Origin of the sequence: Providencia sp. PROV004 (assembly GCF_011045615.1) — a bacterium.
Taxonomy (GTDB): domain Bacteria; phylum Pseudomonadota; class Gammaproteobacteria; order Enterobacterales; family Enterobacteriaceae; genus Providencia; species Providencia rettgeri.
The window spans coordinates 1,368,626-1,381,923 of record NZ_CP042859.1; the positions used below are offsets into that span (position 1 = coordinate 1,368,626).

11 protein-coding genes are annotated in these 13,298 nt (G+C 37.9%); 8 read left to right on the forward strand and 3 right to left on the reverse strand.

Annotated features, from left to right (window positions below; translation table 11 throughout):
• Nucleotides 1–53: 53 nt before the first annotated feature.
• The 6 genes from FVA69_RS05970 to FVA69_RS05995 all read left to right on the forward strand — a co-directional run bounded on the left by FVA69_RS05970 (nucleotide 54) and on the right by FVA69_RS05995 (nucleotide 7,109).
• Nucleotides 54–1,274: a PfkB family carbohydrate kinase gene (locus FVA69_RS05970; RefSeq protein ID WP_164528535.1), complete on the forward strand. Its 1,221-nt coding sequence runs from the start codon at nucleotides 54–56 to the stop codon at nucleotides 1,272–1,274.
• A gap of 26 nt (nucleotides 1,275–1,300) precedes the next feature.
• A complete protein-coding gene (locus FVA69_RS05975; RefSeq protein WP_164528536.1) occupies nucleotides 1,301–2,038 on the forward strand; it encodes a glutamine amidotransferase in 738 nt (245 codons plus the stop codon).
• A gap of 119 nt (nucleotides 2,039–2,157) precedes the next feature.
• Nucleotides 2,158–3,123: a DMT family transporter gene (locus FVA69_RS05980; RefSeq protein WP_164528537.1), complete on the forward strand. Its 966-nt coding sequence runs from the start codon at nucleotides 2,158–2,160 to the stop codon at nucleotides 3,121–3,123.
• Nucleotide 3,124: 1 nt separating this feature from the next.
• On the forward strand, nucleotides 3,125–4,156 hold the full coding sequence (locus tag FVA69_RS05985) for a phosphotriesterase family protein (RefSeq protein WP_004913332.1): 1,032 nt from the start codon (nucleotides 3,125–3,127) through the stop codon (nucleotides 4,154–4,156).
• A 407-nt stretch (nucleotides 4,157–4,563) separates the two neighbouring features.
• Entirely contained in the window at nucleotides 4,564–4,896 is a 333-nt protein-coding gene (locus tag FVA69_RS05990; protein ID WP_371021336.1) for a DUF2946 domain-containing protein, read from the forward strand.
• Nucleotides 4,897–5,075: 179 nt separating this feature from the next.
• Nucleotides 5,076–7,109 (forward strand): TonB-dependent copper receptor, encoded by a 2,034-nt coding sequence (locus tag FVA69_RS05995; protein ID WP_004913326.1) that lies wholly within the window; start codon nucleotides 5,076–5,078, stop codon nucleotides 7,107–7,109.
• 50 nt (nucleotides 7,110–7,159) lie between these two features.
• On the opposite strand, the gene FVA69_RS06000 is transcribed toward FVA69_RS05995, so the two are convergent.
• On the reverse strand, nucleotides 7,160–8,044 hold the full coding sequence (locus FVA69_RS06000; RefSeq protein WP_004913323.1) for a helix-turn-helix domain-containing protein: 885 nt from the start codon (nucleotides 8,042–8,044) through the stop codon (nucleotides 7,160–7,162).
• Between the two features lie 907 nt (nucleotides 8,045–8,951).
• Here FVA69_RS06000 and FVA69_RS06005 point away from each other — a divergent pair.
• Nucleotides 8,952–9,206, forward strand: coding sequence for a helix-turn-helix domain-containing protein (locus FVA69_RS06005; protein ID WP_004913320.1), 255 nt, complete (start codon nucleotides 8,952–8,954; stop codon nucleotides 9,204–9,206).
• A 110-nt stretch (nucleotides 9,207–9,316) separates the two neighbouring features.
• Here FVA69_RS06005 and FVA69_RS06010 read toward each other — a convergent pair whose 3' ends face one another.
• Both FVA69_RS06010 and FVA69_RS06015 read right to left on the reverse strand, forming a co-directional pair.
• A complete protein-coding gene (locus FVA69_RS06010; protein WP_238789287.1) occupies nucleotides 9,317–10,312 on the reverse strand; it encodes a hypothetical protein in 996 nt (331 codons plus the stop codon).
• Nucleotides 10,313–10,544: 232 nt separating this feature from the next.
• Nucleotides 10,545–11,381, reverse strand: coding sequence for a MurR/RpiR family transcriptional regulator (locus FVA69_RS06015; RefSeq protein WP_004913314.1), 837 nt, complete (start codon nucleotides 11,379–11,381; stop codon nucleotides 10,545–10,547).
• Nucleotides 11,382–11,774: 393 nt separating this feature from the next.
• On the opposite strand from FVA69_RS06015, the gene FVA69_RS06020 reads away from it, so the two are divergent.
• Nucleotides 11,775–13,286 (forward strand): CoA-acylating methylmalonate-semialdehyde dehydrogenase, encoded by a 1,512-nt coding sequence (locus FVA69_RS06020; RefSeq protein WP_004913311.1) that lies wholly within the window; start codon nucleotides 11,775–11,777, stop codon nucleotides 13,284–13,286.
• Nucleotides 13,287–13,298: the final 12 nt, after the last annotated feature.

Genomic DNA, 13,298 nt, shown 5'->3' on the forward strand with positions numbered 1-13,298 from the left:
CACATTAATGTAACAAGGTATAAATTAGAGTAAATGCCATGAGGTAAAATGGCATGAAAGCAGAACGACATAAGAAAATAATTAATATTTTAAAAAATACTGGATCAGCCAAAGTTTCTGTTTTATCGAAAGAACTTAATGTCACTAAAGAAACCATTAGAGCAGATTTAAACTCTTTAGCAAAAAAAGGAATTATTAGCCGTTGCCATGGTGGCGCATACATCGAATTTGAAACACTAGATAAAGTTGCTAAAAAAGAAATAATTCAATTTCTTGAGTGCAATGAAAGTTTTAATGAAAGAACAGATAAGGATGATGCCGTGTTAGGTAAAGTATGTGTATTAGGTTCATTTAACGTAGATATGATTAGTTACTTACCTCGGTTACCAGAGGCAGGCGAATCATTATTATCAAATAAATTTATTTTTTCTCCTGGTGGTAAAGGGTGTAACCAAGCATTAGCAGCGAGTTATTCAGATTCACCTGTCCACTTTATTACGAAGATAGGAACAGAACAATTTAGTGAATATGCAATAAACTTCATATCGTCATCTAAAATTAAAACTTCGACCATATACCAAACTGAAAAATATCAAACGGGTACAGCATCTATATTTGTATCTGAAAATAGTGGTGAAAATATTATTTCAATATACCCAGGTTCTAATATGGATATTACTGCTGACGAAGTGAAGATTCAAAAAGATAAAATTGTAAACTCAAATATTATTCTTCTTCAGTTAGAAACTAATATTGAAGCGTTAAAGGAAATTATTGAGATTGGTAATGAATATAAAATTCCAATTATTCTAAATCCTGCGCCGTATAACGACATCGTTAATGAATTAATTGAAAAGATTGATATTTTAACCCCTAACGAAACTGAAGCAAGTCTGCTTTCTAATATTAATGTTATTGATTTAGAAAGTGCTAAAAAAGCGGCTGAAGTTATCTATCACAAAGGTGTAAAAAAAGTAGTTATTACACTCGGAAGCAAAGGCTCTATTGCATTTGATGGTAATAAGTTCATTTATTCCCCGGCTTACACTGCTGTTGTTAAGAATACGGCGGGTGCCGGCGATGCATTCAATGGGGCTCTTGCTGCATCTTTGGCGAAAGGTAAACAGTTTTCTTACGCCTTGCGCTATGCATCGGCATTTTCATCCCTTGCTGTTGAAACAAGTAATGCTTCAGAAATGCCTGAAGATATAAATGTTATGCATCGTATTAATCAAACAACCTATTCTCAGGTTGTGACTCAATCCCCTGAATAAATTAATATTCTGAAAAGAGGAAAAAAATGAAAATTCTATTTATTGGTGAATCATGGCATATCCATATGATCCACACTAAAGGTTATGACAGCTTTACTTCAAGTAAATATGAAGAAGGTGCAACTTTCTTATTAGAATGTTTAAGAAATAAAGGCGTTGAAATTGATTATATGCCTGCACATACCGTGCAAATGGCATTCCCTAAAACCGTAGAGGAATTAGAAAAGTACGATGTTGTCGTTATTAGCGATATCGGTGCCAATACTTTCTTATTACAAAATGACACTTTCTATAATATGAAAGTATTACCTAACGCACTTGGATTAATTAAACAATATGTTAGCCAAGGTGGTGGTTTATTAATGATCGGTGGTTACTTGTCATTTATGGGAATTGAAGCCAAAGCTAATTATAAAAATACATTATTAGCCGATGTATTACCGATTGAAATGTTAGATGGTGACGACCGCGTTGAAACCCCTGAGGGAGTTTTTGCAACACCCGCTAATACAGGCCATGAATCAATTAAAAACTTTGGTAATTGGCCAATGTTTTTAGGTTATAACAAAGTTGCTGCTAAAGAAAATACACAAGTTGTTTTAAATATTGGTGAAGACCCATTATTGGTATTCGGTGAATATGACAAAGGAAAAACAGGCTGTTTTATGAGTGACTGCTCGCCACACTGGGGAAGTCGTGAGTTTATGGCTTGGGAGCATTATTCAGATATGTGGGTAAATATTCTTAAGCAAATCGCTCGTTAATTAATTCTTTAAAAGTAAAAAATCAAAATAAAGAAAATGGGTGCTGAGTTAATTCAGCACCTTGTAAGCCGATTACAAAAAATAATGACTCATAGTCAAAAATCCAAAAGGAATATTTTATGAGTGTTAAAAGTTATTCTACCCCTTTTTTAATGATAGCGACGGTATTAGCCGGTATGTTATCGCCAATGCAATCCGCAGTGAATGGGCAGCTGGGTGATGTATTAAAAGATGGAAATGCGAGCGCCGTTATTTCATTTGCCAGTGGTTTGGTGGTGATGTTTTTTATCATTATTGCGAATAAACAAACCAGACAACAATTTGCAGCAATTCCTAGCTTAATTAAAAATAAAAAAATTCCATTGTGGAATTGGTTTGCAGGCCTGTGCGGTGCGATGGTGGTGTTTTCTGAAGGCGCATCCGCGAGTGCATTAGGTATCGCAACTTTCCAAACTGCATTGATTTCTGCACTATTATTATCAGGCTTGCTGTGTGACCGTTTTGGTATTGGTATCGATGAGAAAAAACCATTCACTACCTTTCGTGTATTAGGTGCCATTTTTGCGGTTGTCGCGACGTTGTTTGTGGTTTCACCACAGTGGCATTCAAGTTCTGCCATTTATTTAGCTATTTTGCCTTTTTTAGCTGGTTTGTTAGCAGGGTGGCAACCCGCAGGTAACTCAAAAGTTGCAGAAGCAACAGGTTCAATGATGGTTTCTATTACGTGGAACTTTATTGTTGGTTTTACCGTACTGACGATAGCTCTCGTGATCCGTATGGCATTAGGTCATCTCACTTTAGATTTACCGGGTGTTTGGTGGATGTACCTAGGTGGCCCGTTAGGTTTAATGTCCATTGCATTAATGGCAATCTTAGTCCGCGGCTTAGGTTTGTTGATGCTCGGTGTTGCTTCAACGGCAGGGCAGTTATTGGGTTCGGTACTGATTGACTTATTGCTACCGTCTTTGGGCAATACCGTGTACTTAGTGACTATTATTGGAACAGTATTTGCTTTAGTCGGCGCAATTATTACGACCATTCCTGAGTTTAGAGAAGCCAAAGCGACAAAAGCCGCAGGAGTATAAAATGAAAGGTTATATCCAAACGGTGACAGGGCCCGTTAAAAAAGAAGATATGGGACTGACATTACCACATGAACATCTGTTTAATGATTTATCAACGGTTGTCGATGAGCCATTTTATGACTTCTCACATGTGTTGGTTGATAAAAAAGTCAGTGCCGATATTCAATGGGGACTGAAGCACGACCCATATTGCTGCTGTGACAATATGGATAAAAAGCCAATCGAAGATGTGATTTATGAAGTCAATAATTTTAAGGAACTTGGTGGTAAAACATTGGTAGATGCTACAGGTTCCAAAGCGATTGGCCGTGATGTACATCAATTGCGCGAAGTTGCCATTAAAACGGGTATTAATGTGGTTGCTTCTTCTGGCCTGTATATTGAAAAGTTTGAAGGTGACCGGTTAGTCAATGATATCGATGCTATGGCTAAAATGATTGATGATGAGCTCAATGTAGGCATTGATGGAACGGATATTTGTGCAGGAATGATTGGTGAAATCGGGGTATCTCCTTTTTTTACTGATGGTGAAAAGAATAGCCTAAGAGCGGCATCAGTAGCGCAACTGGCTAATGACCATGTTTCAATGAATATTCATATGCCTGGTTGGCAACGTCGAGGAGATGAGGTTCTCGATATTTTAATCAAAGAAATGGGTGTTAATCCCGCTAAAATTTCATTGGCACACTCAGACCCGTCAGGTAAAGATTTTGACTATCAACGCCGTATGCTTGATAGAGGTGTTTGGCTTGAGTTTGACATGATTGGTCTAGATATTTCATTTCCAAAAGAAGGTGTTGCACCAACAGTAACAGAAACTGCGGATGCGGTTTGTAAACTGATTGAGATGGGGTATGGGGCACAAATCGTGTTGAGTCATGATGTTTTTCTCAAACAAATGTGGGCAAAAAATGGGGGTAATGGCTGGGGATTTGTACCCAATGTTTTTCTCTCGTTATTGGCCAAAAAAGGGGTGGATAAATCGATGATTAACCGCCTTTGTATTGATAACCCTGCAAACTTATTAGCATAGAATACCCTTTGTTATTTTTAGAATTCTTTGGATGGAAAATTAGTAGCAATCACTTGTGGTTGCTACTTTTTTATGGCGCCTTTAAAACAGTTTGCTGACTTAGAGAAATGTACCTAATACTATAAATCAGTCAATTGATTGATTTTTCAATGGGTTTGTATTGATGATAGATAATCAATTTTATCAATAAAGTTCATCTTAAATTAACATTTTCGGTAAATATCAATAACAATGGGTATCTAAATAAGATACAATTCTGCGCTATAAATTCGTACTCAGATGACGGAAAAACGTTGCACCTGCGCACTTCAATCAGACAATTTGCTGCCTATCTTGCACTATTGGCTGTGGTTATGCTGTTTATCGCTCCATTGTTCTCTAAATCGATGAGGCTGATGGAACACTGCGTGAGCACTAACCCTAATAGTACAATTGAGCATTCATCAATGGCAGGCCATTCGATGCACTCGCATCAAGGTATGCTGATGCCTGAAAATTGTGACGTTTCTGCACCAATGAATCACATGTTAATGACGGGGATTGGGCAATCTCCGATGGAAGACATTGCATGTGGTTACTGCCAATTATTGATCCACTTCCCATTTCTTATCTTATTTATTGCCGTAGTTATTCGGCAATTAGCGACACTGGCACTATTTATTCCTTTTGAACGTAGTGTTCACATTTGGTTATTTAGACCATGGTCATTACACCTTGCTCGAGCCCCGCCTATTTCCTGATGTCTTAGCATTGTAAATATTACAAATCAATTTATTGCTATTTTGCCTTCACTGGGCAAAACGCGTTCGCTCGCCTTGAATTTCTTTGCTTATTAAGCAATTTATCTGTGGGAGCTGAAATGTGTTTGCAGCCTAAAAGATGAAGGTAGCATCTTCCTTTTCTAAGAAACAGGTGAAAAATGAATACACACGTTTTTAAAGTGGCTCCTATTGCGACACTGGTAATTAGTGCGATTTTTACGGCATCAACATTAGCGAAAAATGAAGTTAATCAAAGCCCTATTTCTGAAAACTCAGTAATGATTGTGACGGCGCCTGTTGATTCGCCATTAACAATCACCACGTCGCCAAAGACACCAAGGCAGCCAGTCCCTGCAAGTGATGGTTCTGATTACCTCAAAACCATTCCTGGTTTTTCACAAATACGTAATGGTGGAACTAACGGTGATCCGGTTTTTCGTGGCATGTTCGGCTCTCGTTTGCGTATTTTAACCAATGATAGTGAAATGTTAGGTGCGTGTCCTTCTCGTATGGATGCGCCGACTTCTTATATTTCACCTGAAAACTTTGATGTACTGAATATGATTAAAGGCCCGCAAACTGTTTTATGGGGGCCAGGAAATTCTGCTGGAACAATCCGTTTTGAGCGCGAAAAGCCGCTATTTACTGAAGCGGGTATTAAAGGCAACGCAAGTGCCTTAACAGCATCTAATGAGCGTTGGGATGGCAATGCAGATATCAGTTTAGGTAATGAAACGGGGTATATTCGTGTCATTGGTAATAAATCACGTTCAAATGATTATAAAGATGGCAATGGTGATAAGGTTCCTTCGAAGTGGGATAAGTGGAATGCAGATATTGCTGTTGGCTGGACGCCTGATGAATACACATTATTAGAACTGACCGCCGGTAAAGGTGATGGGGAAGCTCGCTATGCGGGGAGAGGAATGGATGGGTCTCAATTTAAACGCGAAAGCTTAGGCTTGCGCTTTGAAAAGAGTAATATCGGCGAGGTGTTTGATAAAATTGAGGCTAATATTTACTACAATTATGCCGACCATATTATGGATAACTACTCGCTTCGCTCTCCATCAGGCGGTGGAATGAGCGGTGGCCATATGGGGCATGGAGGCCACGGTATGATGAATATGCCAATGAAAATGCGTGTTGATCGCGAAACCATGGGTGGCCGTACCATGGGAACATGGTTGTGGAAAGATTATGAACTGCGTGCAGGGGCTGACATGCAGACCAATAAACACCGTAAAAACAATAATAATAGCTGGAAAAAAGATGCACAATTCCAAGACTATGGTGTTTTTAGTGAATTAACTTGGCATGCGACTGAACAAGGCAAAGTGGTCAGTGGAGCTCGTTTAGATCGCGTGATAGTTGAAAATAATACAGAAGTAGGTTCTTCAGGGCGTAATACGGTGATGCCAGCGGGCTTTGCGCGTTATGAGCATTCATTATCTGGCACGCCTATTATGCTATATGCAGGTGTCGGCTATACCGAACGCTTTCCGGATTATTGGGAGCTGTTCTCGCCTAAACTTGGCCCAGATGGTAGCAATAATGTGTTTGATAAGCTAAAAACAGAAAAAACGACTCAGTTAGATATTGGTGCTAAATATAGTCATGAAGATACCAATGCCTGGGTTTCTGCTTATGTGGGGCATGTTGATGACTTTATTCTTTTCCGCTATAGCGCAACAAACCCAAGAATGAGTCAGGTTGAAAATGTGAATGCGTTAATCATGGGGGGCGAGCTCGGTGTAGCACAAAAACTCAGTGATGAATGGAAAGCAGATGCAAGCTTGGCTTATTCGTGGGGAGAAAATCGCACAGATGGAAAGGCATTACCGCAGATGCCACCGTTGGAAAGCCGTTTTGGCTTATCATGGGAAAAAGGCGATTGGACCACGACAGGTTTAGTACGCGTTGTTAGCCGCCAAAATCGCGTTGCTATAAACGATGGCAATGTGGTGGGTAAAGACTTTAGTAAAAGTGCAGGTTTTACGATTTTTTCATTAAATACAGCATATACAATTAATGAAAACATGAAGTTAAGCGCAGGCGTTGATAACCTGTTCGACAAAACCTACAGTGAGCACCTTAACTTAGCTGGAAATAGCGGTTTTGGTTATTCATCCAATGTGCCAGTAAATGAACCAGGAAGAAATTTCTGGGCAAAAATTAATGTGACATTTTAATTATTAGGTAAACAACCCGTACAGTTTCCGTATGGGTTGTTTGCTATTTATTAAATAATAACAGGAATATAGTAATTTAGCTCTTGAATAAAATTTCGTGAGTCATTCACGAACGCTTCATAAGAGGGCTTCGATTTCAGGACATATTGTTCTACATCTGGTCCTTCGCCACGGACGATGTCCATTTCAGCAAGTACCTTCCCATAAGCAGTATAAATAATATCATTGTAATCAATACCATGAAGGCTACTGGTTATCTTGATTTCTAAATAATTACCTGCAGGTAATTGTAAATGGGTTGTCTGGGGAAGTGCAATCTCTACATCTTGTTCATCTAGAGCCGTGGTATATAGGAAATGGCCTTCTGCATTCGCACTTTGGTCTACACCATGAATTGCATATAAATGCTGAGTGACATAAGGGTTTTTATCGAAAAAAGCTTTCCAATAGTATCGGCGTAGCTCATCCGTTTTTAGGTTCCACTCATTAATATCTTTAGTGTAACGATGTTTAGTGCCGAGTAAATTAATGGCTGGTAATTGAGTCAATTTAACTCGAACATTTAACTCTTTACTTTCTCGTAGAGGTAAACAGAACCCTTCAATCTTCCAACCTTCGCGTTTTCGATATTCAGAAGGCGTGAGATTAAATTGCTTTTTAAACGCGCGGCAAAAAGTTTGTTGTGAGTCAAAACGGTACCTCAGAGAAATATCCATTATGCTGTCATTTGTTAGTCGTAATGCGACAGCAGAACAAGAAAGGCGTCTTGCTCGGATATAGGAACCAAGCGCGAGCCCTGTTTGGTTCTTAAACAGGCGCTGAAAGTGCCATTTGGTGTATCCTGATTTATCGGCAACAGTATCTAGGGATAGGCGAGATTCTAAATTTTGTTCTATCCAGAGAATGATTTCCCTGATAACACTTTCTTGTAGCATGATTTTCCTTTCAGGTCTCTTTTACTTACCAAAAAAAAATAAGCCATAAAATACATCAAGGTTATGACAGGTAAGTATTCATAGGTGCTCGTAATATGATACCACGCCAACTGACAATTTTATTAAAAAGATGTGAAGTTAAGTAAGTTTTGGGGAGTAAAAAAGTAGGAATATTACCTAAATACACCTATTTAGAGTTTGTGTAATTTATCTAATTTTTACATATTGCAGTATGGACTGAAAGTAATGAACATGGCATAAATAGGGTGAAGTAATTTTATTTTTATCGAAAACAGCCTGTTGAAGTAATCTATTTTGGAGGCTCAATATAAGAGGTGTGTAATGTAAACCATTAATCTGAAAAGGTCATTTAGTATTATAAGCATAATATGAAATATTTTGCTTTATCGTCTAAATTTAATGTTGTAATTCCGACTAATAAATAAAAAAAACGTCTTTTTTTATGATGTGAAAAAATTCAATTTATTATAATTATCTTCTGGAAACTTATTGATACGCATGAATGCAAATTGTCACTAATTTCTTAAGGTTATAACATTAAATCAAGCAAGATAGTTTTATCTAACTGAAGAGCTAAGCTAGAATTTTAGTTAACTTGAAAATACAACTTTTAGTCGTCGACTGATAATAATGTAAATTTAACTATTGATAGTGAGATTAAATAATGTGACCAGCTTCACGAGTTAAATGTAATGATGAAAATCATCTAGCCTTTTTATATCAGTAAGTTAGCTAATTTTTTGGTTTTTTAAATCATAAATGAATGGTCTTTAAATGACTTATTTAATTAGGGTTTTATTATTTTAAGTCAATTTATAAATTTATGGTTGGTGATAATTTACGCGCCGGTTAATTATATTAATTTTAATATTTAGTAGAGGTTATTATGGGGAAAGAAAGTATTGCTAAAATGCTAGGGATAAAAATCCGAAAACAACGAGAAAACCATAAAATATCGATAGAAAGAATGGCGAGTTTAATCGGTGTAACAGAAGAAGAAATGAATCGATTTGAGACAGGAGAGAGTTGTATTGATGTTGATTCATTATTCCAATTTGCATACCTCTTCAATGTTGACCCGGCTTCTTTTTTATATGGGATTGTCAATGTAAATAGTGGAACGTGTAGGTTAATACACTGATTATAAGTAATTTGATTATGTTACATTAAATTTTAGAGTATTATTATATAACCCACTAATATAATAATGTGTTCTGTTTCTATCAGAATAATCTTTATATTTTATGGTAATCAAATATATCCATAGATATTTAACTGTTTTATTACTTTATCTGTTAGCTCATTAGCGCGGCTCCATTGATTAATCTTAGCTAATTTTGTATTACTACTGAGCCTTAAAACAAATTGGTCAAGTTGCTTTACAATGAAATTATCTTGATTAACCTCTTGATATTTTTCATTAAAAGAAAGTTTTTTCTCTACCTCATAGCGGTTATTGCACTGCTTCAATGATAGTTTGTCTGAGATCTTTCCTGTATTAAAAAAGATTTCAAATGAAACCAATAAACCGTTTTCTTGGCGTAAATTAATTATTAAGACGTCGCCATCGGCTCTTTGATTGAAGGGATGCGAGAACTGAATAGAAGGAAGTGAAAGGACAAAATCAGGCATTAGTGATAACAATAATTCTATGTTCTTTGTGATGGTGTTTCGTAATATATTGAATGGTAGTTGGTTTTCTGGCTCTACTATTCGGTGTGTTGTGATACGTAATAACCCTGTTTCGCTACCATGTTTAGGCATTAAAGATGCTTTTATTTGATTGAACTGGTTATCAGAGCTCAAAGGTTGGTTGTAGTCAATAAATACGTCATGACGCATGGCTTGCTTTAATACTTCATTCAGTTCGCTTTCACTAAAGTTAGGGATATCATTCAATAGAACATCTTTTCCAGCAGTTACCGCTGTCTGAATAGCAAACTTTAGTAATTCATCACTACAAGTGGATGTCACTATGATGCAATCAACGTCATCATTGTTGATTAGCGCTTCTATTTTTTTCTTTTGGCACATGAAGTCAGTCATAAAAGGAAGAGATGGGGACAAATGGCAAATTGACTTTAGCTCACTATGATGGGTGCAGCATTTTATCGCATTTATATAAAGTTGGTTATAAGGTGCAGTGCCGATTAAACCAATACCAGAACGATTAATTGACGTGACAGAATGCTGTTCTTCAAGTAAACGCAGGTGGCCGAGTAAATAAAGAAAGTGTGTATTTAACATGCTTAGCCCTTATTCTTGGTTTATCTAACACGCGATATAATTCCAACATAACAGGGTGAAATAATAATTTCATTTTATTGTTATTTTAGAATTTGTATTTTCTGATGGGATTCACAAATTAAAGAAAAAGATGAAACTTAATTAGTATTCAATAATGACGTTTATGTTAATCAGGGAAAAGGTAGGAAGGGGCTCTGAATTAATGGAGGTGTTTAATTACAGAGCCGTATAACTAGACTAAGCTGCTGCCTTGACGATAGGCTAATGCAACGGTTAGTGATTGTGCTAAACATAAGGTGGCTGACTGCGAACGAAATGCATCTACTTGGGCTTCTTTGATAACAAAACAAACATCACTGAAACTTGCCAATGGGCTGATTTGACTATCAGTAATCACGATTTGCTGTGCACCCGCTTGAGCCGCTTTCTCACTTACCATGACAGTTTCCGAGGCGTAAGGTGTGAAACTGATTGAAATTACAACGTCGTTTTCACTGATCCGACTGATCTGCTCTTTGAACATTCCACCAAGCCCATCAATAAGGACAGGGCGGCATTCCAAATGGCTAAGTGCGTAACTTAAATATGTTGCAACGCTGAATGAACGACGCAAACCGATAATGTAGATATTCTGTGCATTCGCTAAAAGTGATACGGCTTTTTCAATATCTTCAGCAGGGGTTCTGGCTGCCATTTGTTGTAACGCTTGGGCGTTAGAATGAGCGAACTCCTTCAAAATTTGTGAGGGGTCATCACTCAGTTCTTGGGAACCATCCATTTCACGAAACATACGGGCTCTATCTGTGTAGCTGGCCGTTTCTTCCACAAGGTTCATACGAAACAATTGTTTCATTTCATTAAACCCACTGAAATTAAAAGCATTTGCAAAGCGGATCAGCGTCGAAGGCGGAACCTTAGCTTCCTTTGCAATGACGGCAACGGTATCAAATGCCACACTATTCGTATTATCTAATACATAGCGTGCCACTTGCTGTAACCGTTTACTTAGTTCGTCATATCGTGAGCGAACTTGCTCTTGAAACTCATTTAAATTTGATGCACTTGACATATAACCTCCAGAATTTGGCTCTAATTGTAGTTGTTTTACAGCGTTAGTCGAATCTTTTTGAAACACTTAGTTCATATTTAAAAATTTTCTTTTTTTAGGATCGTGAAATAATTTGAATTTGGGATAATAAATTGAACAGCTTACATCAATTTGCTCTCTTATTTTCTTGATTGAAAGAAGGCCATGTTTAGCTCAATACAACGGCAAAATAGCCAATAAATAGGTGATGGACATAAGTTTAGGATTGGTATTTTTTTAGTCGCGATTAAAATTTCACAAAAACTTTGTCTAGATCACATAAATTGAATGTTATTTCAAATTTAGTTGTAAATGAAACAAATATTTCATATACATTGAGTAACAAGGTAACTCTGTCAGCTAAAGAGAGGCAACATGGAACAGATTCATAATTTCATTGGTGGTGAAATAGTATCCAGCAAAAGTGGGCGTTTTGCGCCTGTATTCAACCCGGCAACGGGGGAGCAAATTGCTCAAGTTGTACTCAGCAGTGCCGATGAAACAAAAAAAGCCATTGAGATTGCGAATAAAGCATTCCCTAAATGGTCAAAACTATCTCCCCTAAAACGTTCTCGGGTTTTATTCAAATTTAAAGCTTTACTTGAAGAGAATATGGATGAGCTGGCGCGTTTAATTTCAAGAGAACACGGTAAAGTTTTTTCTGATGCGGTAGGTGAATTAACCCGAGGTTTGGAAGTCGTTGAATTTGCATGCGGTATTCCTCACTTACAAAAAGGTGAGCACTCAGCCAATGTTGCTACAGGTGTTGATAGCCACTCATTAATGCAGCCTTTGGGTGTTTGTGCGGGGATCACGCCATTTAATTTTCCAGCAATGGTACCGATGTGGATGTTCCCAGTAGCTATTGCAACAGGTAATACCTTTGTTTTAAAACCATCAGAAAAAGATCCTTCATTAGCATTAGCATTAGCTAGATTATTAAAAGAAGCTGGCTTACCTGATGGCGTATTTAATGTTGTTCAAGGGGACAAAGAATCCGTTGATGTGCTCTTAACTGCACCAGAAGTTCAAGCCGTTAGTTTTGTTGGCTCAACGCCTATTGCTGAATATATTTACACGACGGCATCCGCTCATGGTAAGCGTTGCCAAGCACTCGGTGGAGCGAAAAACCATTGTATCTTAATGCCTGATGCAGACATGGGGCAGGCAGCTAATGCTATTATGGGCGCTGCGTTTGGTGCTGCAGGTGAACGTTGCATGGCATTATCCGTCGTCTTAGCTGTCGGTGATGAAACGGCAGATGCGCTCATTGCTAACCTGAAAGGCCAAATTGCCAAAATGTCCGTGGGTCCTGGTATTACTGACGGTAAAGAAAATGACATGGGACCTGTGATTTCCACGCAACATAAAGCCAAAATCTGTGACTATATTACCAGTGGCGAAAAACAAGGTGCGACGTTATTGGTCGATGGCCGTGACTTTAAAGTGAAAGGCTTCGAAAATGGTTATTTTGTAGGGCCAACATTATTTGATAATGTCACGCCTGAAATGGACATTTATCAAGAAGAAATTTTTGGGCCTGTATTAGCCGTAGTGCGAGTTCCAGACTTTGAAACGGGTTTGAAACTGATTAACCAACATGAATATGGTAATGGAACGGCTATTTTCACCCGTGATGGTGAAACAGCGCGCGAATTCCAAGAAAATGTTCAAGCGGGAATGGTCGGAATTAACATACCTATTCCAGTACCGATGGCATTCCACAGTTTTGGTGGTTGGAAACGGTCTATTTTTGGTCCATTAAATGTACATGGAAATGACGGTGTTCGTTTCTATACTCGCATGAAAACAGTCACTAGCCGTTGGCCTGCCAGTGTTCGCTTAGAGCACCATGAAAGTAGTTTCACAATGCCAACCATGGAATAAACGGAGACCCGT